We start from the raw sequence: 18,271 nt of genomic DNA, 5'->3' as shown, positions 1-18,271 counted from the left end.
GTCTTTACGTGCGCATGACTCATCCGTAAGGGTTAACGCCCTGGGGCCCGACCCGCCCCCATGGCGTTCAAGGACGTCATGTCTCAAGGCGGTTGGTGATCCCGACTGCCTTCTTGCGAAGGAGATCAGTGCGTAGACCGCACATACGCAGCATTGCCGTTGCCGTCGCGGTGACGACGGCTGCCACGGGCCTGGCCGGTACGGCCTTCGCCGGCCCCTCCACGGGGGTGGAGCGGTCCGCCGCGTCCGCCGCCACGACTGCCACGGTGGTGGTGGAGGCGGCGCGCACCGCGGCGTTCGCCCACACCGCGGCGACGGGCGTGTCGCAGGGCGACGAACTGCAAGCCCAGGACGTGATGGTCGACCCCGAGGGTGCGCGCCACGTCCGTTTCGTCCGCACGCACAACGGAATGCCGGTGCTCGGCGGCGACCTGGTCGTCCACCTGAACCGGCAGCTGGCCTACACGGGTGCCACCAGCGCGGCCGCCCACGCCGTCAAGCCGGCCACCACCAAGGCCAAGCTGACCGCGGACCAGGCCGCGGCGAAGGCCGCCCAGGTCGCCAAGGGCGACGCGGGCGGCGCCGAGCTGGTGGTGGACGCCCGCGGCGGCGCCGCCGCCCTCGCCTACCAGGTGACGGTGACCGACAACGGCGCCTCCAGCACCGTGGTCATCGACGCCCTCACCGGCAAGGTGCGCAGCAACACGCCCGACGCGGACGAGTTTCTGTCGCCGAAGCTGATCGACGCGCTGCACAAGCGCGGCGAGACCGCCGACCCGGCCACCGGCATCGCCTCGGGCGACGCCGCCGGCCTGCTCGGCTCGGGTGTCTCCGGCGCGACGCACTACCCGGCGACCGCCAAGGGCACCGGCAAGACCCTCTTCGTGGGCAGCGTCGGCCTGACCACCACGGCGACCTCGCGCGGCCACTACCAGCTCAAGGACCCGAGCCGGTACGGCACCGAGACCCGGGACGCCAAGGGCTCGTACACGGAGAAGTTCAGCGCGGGCTCGAAGCTGACCAGCACGACCAACGTGTGGGGCAACGGCAAGACCACCAGCCGTGCCAGCGCCGCCGCGGACGCCCAGTACGGCATCACGAAGACGCTGGACTTCTACAAGAGCACCTTCGGGCGCAAGGGCATCGCCGGCAACAGCAAGGCCGCCCAGGGCATGGTCCACTGGGGCAAGAAGGTCGCCAACGCCTTCTGGGACCCGACCTGCAACTGCATGCTGTACGGCGACGGCGACGGCGACATGTTCAAGAAGCCGCTCGTCGTCCTCGACGTCACCGGTCACGAGCTGACCCACGGCGTGGTCGACGCGACCGCCAAGCTGCAGCCGACCTTCGTCGACAACGACGGCAACCAGTACGGCGAGCCCGGCGCACTGAACGAGTCGCTGGCGGACATCTTCGGCTCCAACGTCGAGTTCTACGCCAAGAACGCGAAGGACACGCCGGACTACCTGATCGGCGAGAAGCTGGGCCTGGCCCAGAAGTTCCTGCGCCGCCTCGACCACCCCTCGCTCGACAAGCTCGAGGGCACGGTCGACTACTGGAAGCCGGACGTCTACTACACCGAGGTGCACGCCGGTTCCGGCGTCTCCTCGCACGCCTACTACCTCCTCGCGGAGGGCAGCGGCAAGAAGACGATCAACGGCGTCAAGTACGACTCGCCGACCTACAACCGCATCGCGGTCAAGGGCATCGGCCGTACCAAGGCCACCGCCATCTTCTACCGTGCGCTGACCCGCTACATGGTCTCCACGACCGACTTCCACGACGCGCGTGTCGCGACGCTGAAGGCGGCCAAGGACCTGTACGGCGCCAACAGCACCGAGTACAAGACGGTGGACAAGGCGTGGGCCGCGGTCGACGTCACCGCCGCCAACACGCCGGCCGCCCGTCACTGACGGACGGCCGTACGGCAACGCACACCAGCACCACCGGATGCCCCGCCCCGCGCGGGGCATCCGCATGTCCGGGGCACGCCGGTCCACGGGGAGCCGTTCGAGGAGGAGCCCGGTCCAGGAAGAAGCCGGTCGACGGTCGAGGAGGAGCCCGGTCCGGGAAGAAGCCGGTCCCGGGGAGCCGGCCAAGGGGAGGTGCGCTGGTCGGCAACTGCCCCCGCAACAACCCCTGTTTCTTTTATTGACAGCGGAAAATAATGGCCCTAGGTTCCCGGCCATGCGCTCGATGCCCGCCGCCGAGGCGTTCCCGGCCCATACGCCGGCCGCCGCGCAGGTCTTCACGACGGTCCTCTCCCACGGCCCCCTGACCCGCCTGGACGCGGGCCGCCGGGCGGGGCTCTCCCCGGCCGCCGTCACCAAGGCCGTCCGCCCCCTGCTGGCGGCCGGCTATCTGGTGGAGGGCGCGGACGACGAGGCCCGTCCGGCCCTCGGCCGTCCCGCCACCCTGGTCCGGGTCAACGGCGAACGGGCACTGTTCATCGGCGTCAAGGTGACGGGCGACGAACTCATCGCCGTACTGACGGACCTGTGCTGCCGGATCCGCCTCGCCCGGCGCGTCCCGCTGCCGGACCGGGCGGCCCGCAAGGCGCTGGCCGCGGTCGCGGACCTCGTCGGAGAACTCCGCGCTCATGCCGCGGAGTCGGGCGCCCCGGTCCTCGGGCTCGGCATCGCCGTCTCCGGCGACGTCGACCGCGCGGAGGGCGTGGTGCGCTACTCGCCCTTCCTGGAGTGGCGGAACGTGCCACTGGCCGAACTCGCCACCTTGGCAGGCGGGTTGCCGGTCACCGTGGACAACGACGTACGGGCGCTGACCGTCGCCGAGCAGTGGTTCGGCGCCGGGGCTGGCCTCAGCGACTTCGCCGTGGTGACCGTCGGCGCGGGCATCGGCTGCGGACTCGTGGTCCACGGACAGGTGGTCGCCGGCGCCCACGGAGTGGCGGGCGAGATCGGCCACGTCGTCATCGATCCGGCGGGACCGCCCTGCCACTGCGGCAACCGCGGCTGTGTGGAGGCCATCGCCGCGGACGCCGCGATCGTCGCCCGTGTCGCCGAGGTGACGGGCCGTCGCATCGCCGACAGCGCCGCGGCGGTGGCCCTCGCCCACCAGGGCGTTCCCGGGGCCCGCGAGGTCTACGCCCGGGCGGGCGAGGCCATCGGCCGGGGCATCGCCACCGTGGCCAACCTGCTCGGACCCGAACGCGTGATCATCTCCGGCGAGGGCCTGGCCGCCTACGACCTCTTCGCCGAGCACATCCGCGAGGCGTTCACCGCGGCCGCCTTCGGCTCGGCCGCGCAGTGCGACGTACAGACCCGCCCGCTCCCCTTCGAGGAGTGGGCGCGCGGTGCCGCGGCCGCCGCGATCCAGTCCTTCATCACCTCGACCCCCAGCAGCGGACAGGGCTGAGCCGCCCCGCCCCGAACCCACCCAGGAGGTACGGCCCATGCGGTCACCCTCGTCTTCCGTCCTGCCCGCACGCGGGCTCGGATGCGCCGTCGTCCTGGCCCTCACCGCAGGCCTCGCCGCGACCGCCTCGCACACCGAAGCCGCGACGGCCCCGCGCACCGAAGCCGCGACCGCCCCGCACACCGCGGCCGCCCCGGATACCCGGGCCGCGACGGCCCCGCACACCGACGTCGCGGCCGTCCCGCAGGCCCGGGCCGCGGCCGTAGCGCAGGCCGAGGACTCGACGGCCCCGGACGCCAAGCCCTATATGGGCTGGTCCAGTTGGAGCATGCAGTCCTCCAAGTACCCCGGCCTCAACCCGGACGGCGACTACAGCTACCTCACCGAGGCGAACGTCCTGAAGCAGACCGACGCCCTCGCCGCCAGGCTGAAGAAGTACGGCTACGACCATGTCGACATCGACTCCGGCTGGTGGCGGGACAAGAGCTGGAAGCCGGAGTTCGACGCGTACGCACGCCAGCAGGCGGACCCCGGCCGCTTCCCGCACGGCATGAAGGCGGTCGCCGACCACATCCACGCCAAGGGACTCAAGGCCGGCATCTATCTGCCCGTCGGCCTGGAGAAGGAGGCCTACGGCGACGGAAGGGTGCCCCTGTGGCACGCCGACGGCTGCACCACCGCCGACATCGTCTACGGCGACCTGCGCACCACCAACGGCTGGGACAGCGCCTACAAACTGGACTTCGCCAGGCCCTGCACCCAGAAGTACGTCGACTCCCAGGCCCAGGCGCTGGCCGGCTGGGGCTACGACCTCCTCAAGCTCGACGGCGTGGGCCCCGGCTCCTTCAAGACCGGCGACAACTACGACAACGTTGCCGACGTCGCCGCCTGGCAGAAGGCGACAGCCGCCACGGGCCGGCCCGTCCACCTGGAGATCTCCTGGTCCCTCGACATCGGGCACGCCGCCGACTGGAAGAAGTACTCCAACGGCTGGCGCATCGACACCGACGTCGAGTGCTACTGCAACACCCTGGTGAGCTGGGAGAACTCCGTCGACGACCGCTTCGACGACACCCCCGGCTGGACCAGGCACGCCGGCCCCGGCGGCTGGAACGACCTGGACTCCCTCGACATCGGCAACGGTGCCATGGACGGTCTGACCAAGGCCGAACGGCAGACCTACGCCACCCTGTGGGCCATCGCCAAGTCCCCGCTCTACACGGGCGACGACCTGACCAGGCTCGACGGCTACGGTGTCCGGCTCCTCACCGACCGAGAGGTCATCGCCGTGGACCAGGCAGCCACCCCGCCCGGTCGGCCGGTCACCCCCTCCGACCCGCAGCAGGTGTGGGCCGCCGAGAACCCCGACGGTACCCGCACCGTCGCCCTGTTCAACCTCGCCGACGCCCCCGCCGCCGTCACCGCCGACTGGTCGTCACTCGGCTTCACCGGCACAGCCGCCGTCCGCGACCTGTGGAACCACGAGAACCTCGGCTCCCACCGGAACGGGATCACCGAGGCCCTCCCCGCGCACGGCTCCCGCCTGTTCACCGTCACCCCGCACGGCAGCACCCTGCGCACCACCGGTCACGAGGCCGAGGCGGCCGGAAACACCCTCAGCGGCAACGCCTCCGTCGCCGACTGCTCCGCCTGCTCCGGCGGCAAGAAGGCCGGCAACCTCTACCTCGGCGGCAAGCTCCGCTTCAACGACATCGTCGTCGACAGGCCCGGCACCTACCTGATCAAGGTCGCCTACATCAGCGGCGACGCCCGCCCGGTGACCATCTCCGCCAACTCCGGGAGCGGCGCCCGCCACAGGTTCCCCTCCACCGGCGACTGGGGAAGCGTGGAGACGGTGAGTGTGCCCGTGACCCTGAAGGCGGGCACCAACACCGTCACCTTCGACAGCGGTTCGGACTACGCGCCGGACATCGACCGGATCGACGTTCCCTCCACGCCCCGCCCGTGATTCGGAGACCGTCATGGAACATCCCCCCAGCAGACGCGGCTTCCTCGCCCTCGCCGCCCTCACCGGAGCCCTCGCCCCGCTGCCCGCCTTCACCGCCACCGCCGCCCCGCAGCGGCCCACCGCGACCCCCACGCCCGATCCCCGCCACCAGCTGTGGTGGCAGGCACCCGCGGACGAGCACTCGCTGATCCAGCAGGGTCTCCCCGTCGGCAACGGCCGCCTCGGCGCCCTCGCCACCAACGACCCCGGCCGCGAGCTCCTGCTCGTCACCGACGCCACGATGTGGACCGGCGGTCTCAACGACACCCTCGACCCCGACGGCCAGTTCCCCTACGGCCGCGCCGACTTCGGCTCCTTCACCCTGCTCGCCCGGCTCACCGTCGACCTTCCCGGCCACGACCTCGGCGCCGTCTCCGGCTACCGCCGCACCCTCGACCTCGCCCATGGCGTGGTGACGACGTCGTACGTCCGCTCCGGAGTGACGTACCAGAGGCAGCTGTTCGCGAGCCGCCCCGACGACGTCCTGGTACTGCACTTCACGCAGAAGGGCGGCGGCCACCACACCGGCACCCTGACCCTCGACGGCACACACGGCGAGAAGACGCCGAGCGCCACGTCCTTCGCGGGTCGTCTCGCCAACGGACTGCGCTACGGTGCCGCCGTCACCGCGTACGGCAGCGGCGGCACTGTCCGGGTCGACGGCGCCCGCGTCACCTTCTCCGGGTGCACGGACCTGACCGTGGTCGTCAGCGGCGGCACCGACTACGCGCCCGACGCCACCGCCCACTACCGCAACCCCTCCCTCGACCCCGAGGCGCTCGCCCGCACCAAGGTCCGCGCCGCCGCCCGCCACACCGCGGACACCCTGCTGCGCACGCACGCCGCCGACCACCGGGCGCTCTACGGACGCTTCGACATCCGGCTCGGCACCTCGTCCGCCCGACAGCGCGCCCTGGACACCTGGGAGCGGCTCAAGGCCCGTGCCCAGGACGACTTGCCGGACCCCGAACTGGAGGCCGCCTACCTGCAGTTCGGCCGCTATCTGATGATCTCCGGCTCACGCGGAAGCCTCCCGCTCGGCCTGCAGGGACTGTGGCTCGACGGGAACGACCCGGACTGGATGGGCGACTACCACACCGACATCAACCTCCAGATGAACTACTGGATGGCCGACCGGGCGGGCCTTTCGCCCTGCTTCGACGCGCTCACCGACTACTGCGTGGCCCAGCTGCCCTGCTGGACCGACCTGACCAGGAGACTCTTCAACGACCCCCGCAACCGCTACCGCAACTCCAGCGGCAAGAACGCCGGCTGGACGATCGCCATCTCCACCAACCCCTATGGTGGAGGGGGCTGGTGGTGGCATCCCGCGGGCAACGCCTGGCTGTGCAACTCCCTGTGGGAGCACTACGAGTTCACGGCCTCGCGAGCCCATCTGGAGAAGATCTACCCGCTCCTCAAGGGCGCCTGCGAGTTCTGGGAGGCACGGCTGCTCACCCACACCCTGCCCGACACCGGCCGGGAGGTCCTCATCGCCGACAGCGACTGGTCACCGGAACAGGGCCCGCTCGACGCCAAGGGCATCACCTACGCCCAGGAACTCGTCCGGGCGCTCTTCGGCAACTACCGGACCGCCGCGGCCGAGCTGGATCTGGACGCCGACTACGCCCGTACCGTCGGCGCGCTGCGGGAGCGCCTCTACCTCCCCGTGGTCAGCCCGAAGACGGGCTGGCTGGAGGAATGGATGTCCCCCGACAACCTCGGCGAGACCACCCACCGGCATCTGTCCCCGCTCATCGGCCTCTTCCCCGGCGACCGCATCCGGCCCGACGGCTCCACCCCCGCCGGCATCGTCGCCGGTGCCACAGCCCTGCTGACCGCCCGCGGGACGGACAGCTTCGGCTGGGCCAACGCCTGGCGCGCCCTGTGCTGGGCCCGGCTGAAGGACGCCGGCAAGGCCTACCGGCTGGTTGTCGACAACCTCCGCCCGTCGACCCTGGGCAGCAACGGCACCGCCCCCAACCTCTTCGACATCTACCAGGCCGAGCAGGGCCGGGGCATCTTCCAGATCGACGCCAACTTCGGCACCCCGGCCGCCGTGGTGGAGATGCTGCTGTACTCCCGCCCCGGCCACCTGGAGCTCCTGCCCGCCCTGCCGGACGCCTGGGCCGCCTCCGGAGCGCTCACCGGTGCCGGGGCCCGCGGCGGGTTCGTCGTCGACCTGCGGTGGCGGGACGGGAAACCCACCGAGGTGCGGATCCGCAGCATCGGCGGCACCATGACCTCCGTGGGGTACGCGGGAACGTCCCGGACGGTCCGCCTGGAGCCCGGCGGGTCCGTCACGCTCAAGGACCTCGTCCGGTGACCGGCCCGCTGCGCCCCGTGCACCGGATGCGCATCCGGCGCCTGTGCCGGATCGCCGCCGTCCTGCTCGCGGCCGTCGCCTGCCGGCCGGCACCCGCCCAGGCCGCCGCCCGTCCTGCCGAGGCCACCGCCCGGGCCTCCGGGGTCGTCACCTGGGCGGCGAGCGCCGACCGCCTGGGCGAGGGGGCGGCCGACCGCGGCTACCGGCTCGTCGTGCGCACCAGCGTCGCCGGCAGCGCCCTTCGCGTGCGCCTGTCCAATGCCTTCGGCGACCGCCCGCTGACCCTGGACGACGTCCATGCCGGCCTGCAGAGCCGGGGTGCCGCACTCCGGCCGGGCAGCAACCGGCTCCTGACCTTCGGCGGAGCCCGCACGGTCACCGTCCCGGCGGGCGCCGTCGTCTGGAGCGACCCGCTGCCCGGCCGGATCCACGCCGCCGTCAACCTGGTCGTCAGCCTCCACACCCCGGACGCGGCGGGTCCGGCGACCGGCCACGGGATGGCGATGCAGACGTCGTACCTCGCCGAGGGCGACCACACGGCCGAGGACTCGGCGGACGGCTGGGCGCAGACCACCGGCTCCTGGTGGTACCTCGACGCCGTCTCGGTCCGCCCTCCGGGCACCGCCACCGGCGCCGTGGCGGCGCTCGGCGACTCCATCACCGACGGCTGGCAGTCCACCGCCGACCTCGACCGGCGCTGGCCCGACTACCTCGCCAGGCGCCTGGACAGCGCCCGCACACACGTCAAGGGCGTGGCCGACGAGGGGATCTCCGGCAACAAGGTCCTCGAGGACGGCGCCGGGCAGAGCGCCCTGCACCGGCTGGACCGGGACGTCCTGTCCCAGCCCGGCGTGCGCACCGTCGTCCTCTTCGAGGGGGTGAACGACCTCAAGGCCCACACCGGCGTCACCGCCGCCGATCTGATCGCCGGATACCGGGAGATCGTCCAGCGGGTGCACGCGGCCGGCAAGTGCGTGGTCGGCGCGACCGTCGGCCCCTTCAAGGGCTGGTCCGAGTACGACCCGGCCGCCGAGGCGGTACGGCAGGAGGTCAACCGGTTCGTCCGCAGCAGCGGGGAGTTCGACGCGGTCGCCGACTTCGACCGCGTCCTGCGCAGCCCCTACGACCCCGAGCGGATCCTGCCCTTCTTCGACAACGGCGACCATCTGCACCCCAACGACAAGGGGATGCAGGCCATGGCCGACGCCGTCGGCCTGGGCAGCCTCGACTGCACCCGCTGACACTCCGGGTAACCGGGGTACCCCGGGCGCTCCGGGCAGGCCCGGCGGCGAGCCGAGCAGGCCGACCTGCCGGTCCGGCCGTGCCGCGGGTGCGTGTTCCGCGGCCGCTCAGCGCAGCGTGTCGGCCCAGTCCGCCGGCACCCGCCCGGCCGGGCCCGGCGCCGGCTGGTCGGCGGGATGGCTGACCGGCGGAGCGAGTTCGAGCCCGGGGTCGTACAGATCGTTCGTGTCGTAGTTCCAGAACCACTCCTCGCCCGGCTCGAAGCTGCGGATCACCGGATGCCCGGTGGCCCGGTAGTGGGCGGTGGCGTGCCGGGCGGGGGAGTCGTCGCAACAGCCGATGTGCCCGCAGGCCGCACAGCGGCGCAGATGGAACCACCAGCCGCCGGCCTCGTCGCACTCCACGCATCCGGTGCCGCTCGGCGGAACGGTCGGGTCGATCGCGGACTCGTCGCTCATGCTGCCTCCTCGGGGGGCGTCAGGGCGGCCGCCTCCTCCGGCGACTCCGCGGTCAGCGGCAGCAGCACCTGGAAACGGGTGTCACCGGGGGCGGATTCGACCTGCAGGGTGCCGTGGTGCTTGTTCACGACGATCCGCCACGAGATGTCCAGGCCCAGACCGGTGCCCTCACCGACCGGCTTGGTGGTGAAGAACGGATCGAAGATACGGTCCTTGATCTCCGGCGGGATCCCGGGCCCGGTGTCCCGGAACTCGACCAGCACCCGCTCGTGGTCCAGTGCGGTCCGTACGGTCAGCGTGCCTTCCCCGCCCGCGCTGTTCATGGCCGACACCGCGTTGTCGATGAGGTTGGTCCACACCTGGTTCAGCTCCGCCGGATAACCGGGGACTTGCGGCAGCGCGCGGTCGTACTCCTTGACCACCTTGATGTGTCGGCCGAACTTTCCGGCGAGCATCAGCAGTGTGCTGTCGAGGAGTTCGTGCACGTCCACCACCCGGTAGGGCGCCCGGTCCAGCTGCGAGTACTGCTTGGCCGCGTCGACGAGATGCGAGATCCGGGTGGTGGAGTCCTCGATCTCGGTCATCAGCAGCTCGGTCTCGATGGTGTAGTTGAGCCAGCCGACCGCCCCGGGCAGGATCTCCTCGCCCACGGCCGCCGCGACCTGTTCCAGCCAGTCGATGTCCAGTCCCGCCTGCACGAAGGTGGGCGCCAGCTGCCAGCCGTAGTCGATGCCGTGGTCCTCCAGCCAGTCCGTGAGCGTGTCCTCCCGGTCGGCGGCCTCCAGCGGGCTGAGCGCCGGAGCCTTCGCGACCCGCTCGGCGGTGCGCTCCTGGATCTCGATCAGGCTCGACAACTGGTCCCGGGAGAACGGGCCTTCGGCGATCACGGCGAGCTTGTGCCGCATCTTCGCGACCCGCTCCCGCAGGGTCGACGTGGCCCGCACCGCTGCCGCCGCCGGGTTGTTCAGCTCATGTGTGAGCCCGGCGGACAGCGAACCGAGCGCCAGCAGCCGCTCCCGCTGCCCGACGGCTGCCTGGGTGCTCTTCGAGCCGAAGAAGAGGCCCTCCAGCAGGTGCACGGCCATCGGGAACCACTCGCTCATCACGGCCGCGAAGGTGTCTGCCGGCAGTACGAAGAACCGTGTCGGCTCCGTCACCCGCATCGAGTTGTTGTACACCTGCCGCACCCGGTCCCCGAGGTACGCCTGCATGGCGCCCGAGTACACCCCGCGCTGCGAGCTGCGGATGACCTCCACGTCGTCCCCGCCGACGCGCCGCGAGAGCACCACCGTGCCCTCGATCATCGAGTAGAAGCAGGTGGCCGGGTCGCCCTCGGTGTACACCGGACCGGGCTGGAACAGCTCCACCCGGCCCTCGCTGCACAGCCGGCCGAGCTGTTCGGGTGCCAGCTTCTCGAAGAGGAACAGGGAGCCGATCTCCCTGGGGCTGCACGGCAGCGACTGCCCGCTCATGACTGCTCCAGATACCGGTGGACGAGCATGACGGCCATGGCTCCCTCTCCGACGGCGGACGCGACGCGCTTGGCGGACTCGGCGCGTGCGTCGCCCGCCACGAACACGCCGGGAATGCTGGTCTCCAGGTGGTACGGCGGCCGGTCCAGCTCCCAGCCGGCCGGCGGCCGCCCGTCGGCGGTCAGGTCGGGACCGGCCAGGATGAAGCCGCGCTCGTCGCGCAGCACGGTGTCGCCCAGCCAGTCGGTGAGCGGGGCCGCGCCGATGAACACGAACATCCACTGGGCGTCGACCTGTTCGCAGTCGCCCGTCGCCGTATGACGTAGTGTCAGGTGCTCCAGGCGGTCGGAGCCGTGCGCGGCGTCGACCACGGTGCGACTGCGCACCGAGATGTTCGGGGCCTCGTTGATCTGCTGGATCAGATAGTGCGACATCGACGCCGCCAGGTCGGCGCCGCGCACCAGCAGCGTCACCGACTTGGCGAACCTGGACAGGTACATCGCCGCCTGGCCCGCCGAGTTGGCGCCGCCGACGATGTACACGTCGTGTCCCTGGCAGCCGGCCGCCTCGGTCAGCGCGGAGCCGTAGAACACCCCGCAGCCGGTGAGGTCGGTGCAGCCCTGCGCCTCCAGCTGCCGGTACTGCACACCCGTCGCCAGGATGACGCTGTGCGCCGCGATCACCGTGCCGTCCGCGAACCGTACGATGCGCGCCGCCCCGTTGACCTCGAGTCCCGTCACCTCACGCGCGGTCAGGATCTCGGCGCCGAACCTGGCCGCCTGGCGCCGTGCCCGCTCGGCCAGCTGGCCACCGGAGACGCCGTCGGGGAAGCCCAGGTAGTTCTCGATCCGGGAGCTCTGCCCGGCCTGCCCGCCGGTCGCGGACCGCTCCACGAGGACGGTCCTGAGGCCCTCCGAGGCGCCGTACACGGCAGCGCCGAGCCCGGCGGGACCGCCGCCGATCACGACGAGGTCGTAGAAGTCGGCCGTCGGCGTCGTCGCCAGACCCACCCGCGCGGCCAGCTCCGGCGCCTCCGGTTCGACCAGTACCGCACCGTCCGGGGTGATCACGAGCGGCAGCCGCTGCCCGTCCTGCTCGGCCGCGGCCAGCAGCCGCTGCCCCTCCGGCTCCTCCACCGAGTACCAGCGGTAGGGCACCTGGTTGCGGGCCAGGAACTCGCGCACCTCGGAGGAGCGCGCCGACCACCGGTGCCCGACCACCTTGGTGCTGGGCACGCACTTGTAGTCGCTGTGGCGCCACGCCTCCAGGAGGTCGTCCAGCACCGGATAGAGCTTCTCCTCCGGCGGGTCCCACGGCTTGAGCAGATAGTGATCGAGGTCGACGACGTTGATCGCGTCGATGGCGGCGTTGGTGTCCGCGTACGCGGTGAGCAGTACGCGCCGCGCCCCCGGATAGACGTCCAGGGCCTGCTCCAGGAACTCGATGCCGTTCATCTGCGGCATCCGGTAGTCGGCCAGGATGACGGCCACCAGATCGCCGCGCAGCTTCAGTTCGCGCAGCGCCCCGAGTGCGGACTCCCCGGACTCCGCGCGCACGATCCGGTACGACTCGCCGTAGCGCCGCCGCAGATCGCGGGCTACGGCACGGGACACTCCCGGGTCGTCGTCCACAGTCAGGATGACGGTCCGCGCCGTATCGGCGGCCTGTGCCATACCTCTCCCACCCCGAGCGGTCGGATCCACGGAACGGCGTCGCTGGGCCCACCGCACCGGCTCCCGCCCATCGTATGTTCGATCGCCGGGGTTCGCTCCGGTATGCGGCGGGTACATGATCCCGCCCGAGCACGAGGGCGCCCGACGGCCGGCACCGGCCCGACGGGGCCGCGGAACGACGAAGATGCGGGCGACGGACGAAGGTGCGGGCGACGGGGCCGCGTGACGACGAAGGTGCGGGCGACGGGGCCGCGTAACGACGAAGATGCGCGCGACGGGGCCGCGTAACGACGAAGATGCGCGCGACGGGGACGGGCAACGACGAAGATGCGCGCGACGGGGACGGGCAACGACGAAGATGCGGACGACGGGGACGCGGACGACGGGGACGCGGACGACGAGGAGGCCGGTGATGGCACACCCGATCACGGCAGGGGTGGACGGTACCGAGGAGAGCCTGGCCGCGCTGGCCTGGGCCCGGCGGGAGGCCGTACGCAGGGGGCTGTCGCTGCGCGTGGTGCACGCGTGGCACTACGCCGAGTCGCTCGCCACCGCCGACCGGGACACCCAGCGGGGCTGGGCGTCGGACGGGGTGGCGGAGGCCGTGCGCACGGTGTCGGGGGGCCGTCCGGAGCCGGCCGTGAGCGTGGACGTGCTGGAGGGCCCGCCCGCCGAGGTGCTGGCCGACGCGGCCGCGCAGGCCGAGATGCTGGTGCTCGGCTCGCGCGGGCACGGTGCGCTGGTCGGGTTTCTGCTGGGTTCCGTCGGACAGCAGGTGATCGCCGGGACGGCCCGGCCCGTGGTGCTGGTGCGCAGCGGCGATCAGCCGGCGGCGGAGGCGGCCGGCCGGGACGTCGTCGTCGGCCAGCACGGCGGGCCCGAGGACAGCGCGGAGGTGCTGCGTTTCGCCTTCGAGACGGCGGCCGCCCGCGGCGCCGTCGTCCGCGTCGTACGGGCCTGGTCCCTGCCGCCCGTCTTCGCCTACAGCCCCGGTTCGCTGAAGCTCCTGGACGACGCCGGCGGGCTGGAGCCGTACGAGAGGACGGCCCTGGCGGAGGCGGTCCGGCCGTGGCGGGAGCGCTTCCCGCAGGTGCCCGTGACCGAGCACGTCGAGATGGGCAGCGCGGGGCAGGTACTGCTGTCCGCGGCCGCACGGGCCCAGCTGGTGGTCGTCGGCCGGCGGGCGCGCCGCAGTGCCGTAGGCGCCCGCATCGGCTCGGTCGCGCACGGGGTGCTGCACCACGCCGGGTGCCCGGTGGCGGTCGTCCCGCACGAGTGACTACCCGGCGGGTGCCGTCGGCTCCACGGACGGGCGGGCTCCGGCCAGGACGTTCTCGACGTAGTCGGCGACGGCGGTGTCCAGGCCGATGTCGTGCTGGGCCCGCTCGGACAGGTACCAGCGGTGTTCCAGCAGTTCGTGGTAGATCTCGGCCGGGTCCGTCGAGCCGCGCAGCTCCGGCGGGACCGCGCGCACGGTGGGCCGGAACACCTCGCGCACCCAGCGGTGGGCGAGCACCTCGGGGCGCGCGCCGAGCGGATCGCCCGGGGCGTGGTCGTCCTGGGTGGCCATCCAGCTCTCCAGGTCGTTCAGCAGCCGCCGTGCCTGGTTCTCCTCGGTGTCGAGGCCGGTCAGCCGCAGCAGCTGGCGCTGGTGGTGGCCGGCGTCGACGACCTTGGGCACGAAGGTGACGGTGTCTCCGCCCGCGGAGTGCTCGATCTGCATCTCGGCCACGTCGAAGCCGAGGTCGTTGAGACGGCGTATCCGGCGTTCCATGTAGTGGTACTTGCCCGCCGGGTACACCGAGGTGCGGGTCAGCTCCTGCCACAGGCCGTCGTAGCGGGTGCAGATCTCGTGGCCGAACTCGACGGGGTCCACGGACGGGTGCAGGGCGCCCGACGCCTCCAGGTCCAGCAGCTCGCCGCTGATGTTCACCCGGGCCAGGTCGAGGTCGTACTCCCGCTGCCCGGGGCTGAGCCGGGGATGCAGGTCGCCGGTCTCGGCGTCCACCAGATAGGCGGCGTAGGCGCCCGCGTCCCGCCGGAACAGCGTGTTGGACAGCGAGCAGTCCCCCCACGCGAAGCCGGCCAGGTGCAGCCGTACCAGCAGCACCGCGAGCGCGTCCATCAGGCGGTGCATGGTCGCCGGGCGCATGGTGGTCTCGAACATCGACCGGTACGGCAGCGAGCCGCGCAGATGGCGGGTGATCAGCACCGGCTCCAGCGGGGCGCCGGTGCGGTCGGTGCGGCCGGTGACCACCGCGAGCGGGTCGACGGCGGGGATGCCCAGCCGGTCCAGGTCGCGCAGCAGTCCGTACTCGCGCAGTGCGGGCCGCTCGGCCAGCTCCTTGACGGCGATCACCTCGGCACCGGCGCGCGCGTAGCGCACGACGTGCCGGGAGATGCCCCGGGGGAGCGGCACGAGGTACTCCTCGGGCCACTCCTCCAGGGGCACGTCCCAGGGCAGTGCGAGCAGGAGCGCGGGGTGCTCCGGGTTCGTGGCACTGATCTGCAAGGCCATGGGCGCACCCTAAGGCCCCGTGCGGCGCTGCCGGGATCCCGTGCACACGGTCATTTGGAACGGCCCGTCCACTGCACGCCGTGCGGCCGGAACCGGAGGCTCCGGGACGGGTCGTTCACCGCACGCCCTGCGGCCGGAACTGGATGCTGATCCGCGGTCCAGTCGCGCGGGCGGTCTTGGGCACGCAGTGCTCCCAGGTGCGCTGGCAGGAGCCGCCCATCACGATGAGGTCGCCGTGGCCGAGCGGTCGCCGGACCGTCGTGCCGCCGCCTCCCGCCGGCCGCAGCAGCAGGTCCCGGGGTGCGCCCACGGAGAGGATCGCCACCATCGTGTCCTCGCGGGCCCCTCGCCCGATCCGGTCGCCGTGCCAGGCGACGCTGTCCCGGCCGTCGCGGTAGAAGCACAGCCCGGCGGTGGTGAACGGCTCGCGCAGTTCCCCGTCGTAGTGCGCGGACAGGTCCGTGCGGGCCTCGCCGAGGACGGGGTGCGGCAGCGGGTCGTGGGCCGCGTAGAAGGCGAGCAGGCGCGGTACGGCCACCACGTTGTCGTACATCGCGCGGCGCTCGGCCCGCCACGGGACGCCGGCCGCCAGCTGTTCGAACAGGGTGTCGGCCCCGCTCAGCCAGCCGGGCAGTACGTCGATCCAGGCGCCCGAGCCCAGCTCGGTCCGGCGCAGCCCGTCGAGAGAGCCGAGCCGCAGCTCGTCGGTCTGGTCGAACAGGGAGCCCTGGAGGTGCGTGGCCATGGGCCCAGCCTACCCCTTAATCGAAAATACGTTCCCATTGTCGAAGGGGGGTGCGCACCTCTTTCGATACATCGATGTATCGGATACATTGCCGTATCGAACGGCGGAGGTCTCGGCGATGACGGCACAGGACGCGGCCCGGCGGGTCACCAGGCGGCGGGCCCGGACACGGGCCAACCTGCTCGACGCCGCCTTCGCGGTCTTTGCCGCCAAGGGCTTCGGACGGGTCTCCATCGAGGAGGTCTGCGAGGCCGCCGGGTACAGCCGGGGCGCCTTCTACTCCAACTTCGCCACCCTGGACGAGCTGTTCTTCGCCCTGTACCGGGAGCGCGCCGACCTCATCGCCTCCCAGGTGGCCGACGCGCTCGCCCAGGACGGCCCCGACCTCGACGTGCCCGCCTCCGTGGACCGGGTCACCGAGGTCCTGCTGCTCGACGTGGACTGGCTGCTGGTCAAGACCGACTTCCTGGTGCACGCGGCCCGCGACCCGGCCGTCGCCCAGGCTCTCCTCGACCACCGCACCCGGCTCCGGGAGGCCATCGCCGACCGGCTCTTCCGGGCGAGGGGCCACACCGAACTGCCCGCCGTCCTCGGTGACGTGGACGGCGCCGCCCGCGCGGTGGTGGCGGCCTACGACGGCGTCACCACCCAGCTGCTGCTGGACAAGGACGGCGCCGCCGCCCGCGCCTGGCTCAAGCAACTGCTCACCGCCCTGCTGACCGACGGCAGCGGCACCCCCGTATGAGTCGTAGAGGGAAGGACACAGACGCCATGGCCGCCACGGACGCGGACGTCATCGTCGTCGGAGCGGGCCTCGCCGGCCTGGTCGCGGCGCACGAACTCACCAGCCGGGGCCGGCGGGTCGCCCTGGTCGACCAGGAGAACGCCGCCAACCTCGGCGGCCAGGCCTTCTGGTCCTTCGGCGGGCTCTTCCTCGTCGACTCGCCCGAGCAGCGGCGCCTCGGCATCAAGGACTCCTTCGACCTCGCCTGGAACGACTGGCGGGGCAGCGCCCGGTTCGACCGGCTGGAGGACGAGGACTCCTGGGCGGTGCGCTGGGCCCGTGCCTACGTCGAGTTCGCCGCCGGTGAGAAGCGGTCCTGGCTGGAGGGACACGGCATCAGCCTGCTGCCGACCGTCGGCTGGGCCGAGCGCGGCGACCTGCGGGCGGACGGGCACGGCAACTCCGTACCCCGGTTCCACATCGCCTGGGGCACTGGCACCGGCGTGGTCGAACCCTTCGTCCGGTACGCCCGGCAGGCCGCCCGGGACGGGCTGCTCACCTTCTACCACCGCCACCGCGTGGACGAGCTGGTCATCGAGGAGGGGACGGCGCGCGGGGTGCGCGGCACGGTCCTCGCCGACGACGACTCGCCCCGCGGTGTGGCCTCCAGCCGCGACCGGGCCGGCGACTTCGAACTCACCGCCCAGGCCGTGATCGTCACCACCGGCGGCATCGGCGCCGACCACGACATCGTCCGCCGCTACTGGCCGGAGCGGCTCGGCACGCCCCCCGCCGAGATGGTCACCGGCGTCCCCGCGTACGTCGACGGACGGATGCTCGACATCAGCGCCGAGGCGGGCGTCCGCCTGGTCAACCGGGACCGGATGTGGCACTACACCGAGGGCCTGCAGAACTGGAACCCCGTCTGGCCCGGACACGGCATCCGCATCCTGCCGGGCCCGTCCTCCATCTGGTTCGACGCCCTCGGCCGCCGCCTGCCCGACCCCTGCCTGCCCGGCTACGACACCCTGGGCACCCTCAAGTACCTGCGCACCACCGAGGACATCGCCGGTTACGACCACTCCTGGTTCGTCCTCACCCGGAAGATCATCGAGAAGGAGTTCGCACTCTCCGGCTCCGAGCAGAACCCCGACATCACCGCCAAGGACCGCAAGGCGGTGCTGCGCGACCGGCTGCTCGGCAAGGGCGCCCCCGCCCCCGTGCAGGCCTTCCTCGACAACGGCGCGGACTTCGTCACCGCGCACAGCCTGGAGCAGCTGGTCGAGAAGATGAACGGCCTCACGGACAAGCCGCTGCTGGACGCCGCCGAGGTGCGCCGCCAGATCGAGGCCCGCGACCTCCAGATCGCCAACCCGTACAGCAAGGACTCCCAGGTCCAGGGCATCCGCAACGCCCGCCGCTACATCGGCGACCGGCTCGGCCGGGTCGCCGCCCCGCACCGCATCCTCGACCCGGCCGCGGGCCCCCTGATCGGCGTCCGTATGCACGTCCTGACCCGCAAGACCCTGGGCGGCATCCAGACCGACCTCGACTCCCGTGCCCTCGGCGCCGACGGCACGCCCGTCGGAGGCCTCTACGCGGCCGGCGAGGTGGCCGGCTTCGGGGGCGGCGGCGTCCACGGCTACAACGCCCTGGAGGGCACCTTCCTCGGCGGCTGCCTCTTCTCGGGCCGCGCGGCGGGCCGGGCGGCGGCGCGCCAGACCGGCTGA

The 18,271-nt window shown here is 72.2% G+C and carries 13 protein-coding genes; 8 read left to right on the top strand and 5 right to left on the bottom strand.

The genetic code is table 11. The features are described from left to right. Nucleotides 1-128: 128 nt before the first annotated feature. From ACZ7P3_RS34170 to ACZ7P3_RS34150, 5 genes are all read left to right on the top strand, one after another. The gene (locus ACZ7P3_RS34170) at nt 129-1,913 is read left to right on the top strand and encodes a M4 family metallopeptidase (RefSeq protein ID WP_472087637.1); all 1,785 of its coding nucleotides are present in this window, start codon (nt 129-131) and stop codon (nt 1,911-1,913) included. A gap of 274 nt (nt 1,914-2,187) precedes the next feature. Then, entirely contained in the window at nt 2,188-3,375 is a 1,188-nt protein-coding gene (locus tag ACZ7P3_RS34165) for an ROK family protein (protein WP_472087635.1), read from the top strand. A gap of 37 nt (nt 3,376-3,412) precedes the next feature. Continuing rightward, nucleotides 3,413-5,344: an alpha-galactosidase D gene (locus ACZ7P3_RS34160; RefSeq protein ID WP_472087633.1), complete on the top strand. Its 1,932-nt coding sequence runs from the start codon at nt 3,413-3,415 to the stop codon at nt 5,342-5,344. 13 nt (nt 5,345-5,357) lie between these two features. Further along, nucleotides 5,358-7,709 (top strand): glycosyl hydrolase family 95 catalytic domain-containing protein, encoded by a 2,352-nt coding sequence (locus ACZ7P3_RS34155; protein ID WP_472087631.1) that lies wholly within the window; start codon nt 5,358-5,360, stop codon nt 7,707-7,709. Between the two features lie 26 nt (nt 7,710-7,735). Further along, entirely contained in the window at nt 7,736-8,950 is a 1,215-nt protein-coding gene (locus tag ACZ7P3_RS34150) for an SGNH/GDSL hydrolase family protein (protein WP_472087864.1), read from the top strand. A gap of 108 nt (nt 8,951-9,058) precedes the next feature. Here ACZ7P3_RS34150 and ACZ7P3_RS34145 read toward each other — a convergent pair whose 3' ends face one another. Genes ACZ7P3_RS34145 through ACZ7P3_RS34135 form a run of 3 tightly spaced genes read right to left on the bottom strand, consistent with a single transcriptional unit; the run spans nt 9,059 to nt 12,554 of the window. Beyond that, a complete protein-coding gene (locus ACZ7P3_RS34145) occupies nt 9,059-9,409 on the bottom strand; it encodes a UBP-type zinc finger domain-containing protein (protein WP_472087629.1) in 351 nt (116 codons plus the stop codon). Then, entirely contained in the window at nt 9,406-10,881 is a 1,476-nt protein-coding gene (locus ACZ7P3_RS34140) for an ATP-binding protein (RefSeq protein ID WP_472087627.1), read from the bottom strand. The genes ACZ7P3_RS34145 and ACZ7P3_RS34140 overlap by 4 nt, the downstream gene beginning before the upstream one ends. Continuing rightward, nucleotides 10,878-12,554, bottom strand: a complete 1,677-nt coding sequence (locus ACZ7P3_RS34135) for an NAD(P)/FAD-dependent oxidoreductase (protein WP_472087625.1) — start codon at nt 12,552-12,554, stop codon at nt 10,878-10,880. The genes ACZ7P3_RS34140 and ACZ7P3_RS34135 overlap by 4 nt, the downstream gene beginning before the upstream one ends. Nucleotides 12,555-12,966: 412 nt before the next feature. On the opposite strand from ACZ7P3_RS34135, the gene ACZ7P3_RS34130 reads away from it, so the two are divergent. Beyond that, complete coding sequence (locus ACZ7P3_RS34130; protein WP_472087623.1) at nt 12,967-13,833, top strand: universal stress protein; 867 nt, start codon at nt 12,967-12,969, stop codon at nt 13,831-13,833. Here ACZ7P3_RS34130 and ACZ7P3_RS34125 read toward each other — a convergent pair whose 3' ends face one another. Together ACZ7P3_RS34125 and ACZ7P3_RS34120 are read right to left on the bottom strand one after the other, a co-directional pair. Further along, nucleotides 13,834-15,072 carry a DUF4032 domain-containing protein gene (locus ACZ7P3_RS34125; protein WP_472087621.1) on the bottom strand — a complete coding sequence of 413 codons (1,239 nt, stop codon included), beginning with the start codon at nt 15,070-15,072 and terminating at the stop codon, nt 13,834-13,836. A 115-nt stretch (nt 15,073-15,187) separates the two neighbouring features. After that, on the bottom strand, nt 15,188-15,817 hold the full coding sequence (locus ACZ7P3_RS34120; RefSeq protein ID WP_472087619.1) for an alpha-ketoglutarate-dependent dioxygenase AlkB: 630 nt from the start codon (nt 15,815-15,817) through the stop codon (nt 15,188-15,190). Nucleotides 15,818-15,935: 118 nt separating this feature from the next. Here ACZ7P3_RS34120 and ACZ7P3_RS34115 point away from each other — a divergent pair, with 118 nt between their 5' ends. After that, nucleotides 15,936-16,562: a TetR/AcrR family transcriptional regulator gene (locus ACZ7P3_RS34115; protein WP_472087617.1), complete on the top strand. Its 627-nt coding sequence runs from the start codon at nt 15,936-15,938 to the stop codon at nt 16,560-16,562. A gap of 26 nt (nt 16,563-16,588) precedes the next feature. After that, nucleotides 16,589-18,271: an FAD-binding dehydrogenase gene (locus tag ACZ7P3_RS34110; RefSeq protein ID WP_472087616.1), complete on the top strand. Its 1,683-nt coding sequence runs from the start codon at nt 16,589-16,591 to the stop codon at nt 18,269-18,271.

It is taken from the genome of Streptomyces sp. NPDC107581, from assembly GCF_055657175.1.
Note: the sequence above shows the minus strand (reverse complement) of the source record. Positions and strands in the feature narration are given on the sequence as shown.

Excerpts from the sequence above, each read along its gene's own strand:
- ACZ7P3_RS34165 (WP_472087635.1), top strand. The coding sequence starts at position 2,188 with ATGCGCTCGATGCCCGCCGCCGAGGCGTTCCCGGCCCATACGCCGGCC.
- ACZ7P3_RS34160 (WP_472087633.1), top strand. The coding sequence starts at position 3,413 with ATGCGGTCACCCTCGTCTTCCGTCCTGCCCGCACGCGGGCTCGGATGC.
- ACZ7P3_RS34155 (WP_472087631.1), top strand. The coding sequence starts at position 5,358 with ATGGAACATCCCCCCAGCAGACGCGGCTTCCTCGCCCTCGCCGCCCTC.
- ACZ7P3_RS34150 (WP_472087864.1), top strand. The coding sequence starts at position 7,736 with ATGCGCATCCGGCGCCTGTGCCGGATCGCCGCCGTCCTGCTCGCGGCC.
- ACZ7P3_RS34145 (WP_472087629.1), bottom strand. The coding sequence starts at position 9,409 with ATGAGCGACGAGTCCGCGATCGACCCGACCGTTCCGCCGAGCGGCACC.
- ACZ7P3_RS34140 (WP_472087627.1), bottom strand. The coding sequence starts at position 10,881 with ATGAGCGGGCAGTCGCTGCCGTGCAGCCCCAGGGAGATCGGCTCCCTG.
- ACZ7P3_RS34135 (WP_472087625.1), bottom strand. The coding sequence starts at position 12,554 with ATGGCACAGGCCGCCGATACGGCGCGGACCGTCATCCTGACTGTGGAC.
- ACZ7P3_RS34130 (WP_472087623.1), top strand. The coding sequence starts at position 12,967 with ATGGCACACCCGATCACGGCAGGGGTGGACGGTACCGAGGAGAGCCTG.
- ACZ7P3_RS34125 (WP_472087621.1), bottom strand. The coding sequence starts at position 15,072 with ATGGCCTTGCAGATCAGTGCCACGAACCCGGAGCACCCCGCGCTCCTG.
- ACZ7P3_RS34120 (WP_472087619.1), bottom strand. The coding sequence starts at position 15,817 with ATGGCCACGCACCTCCAGGGCTCCCTGTTCGACCAGACCGACGAGCTG.
- ACZ7P3_RS34115 (WP_472087617.1), top strand. The coding sequence starts at position 15,936 with ATGACGGCACAGGACGCGGCCCGGCGGGTCACCAGGCGGCGGGCCCGG.
- ACZ7P3_RS34110 (WP_472087616.1), top strand. The coding sequence starts at position 16,589 with ATGGCCGCCACGGACGCGGACGTCATCGTCGTCGGAGCGGGCCTCGCC.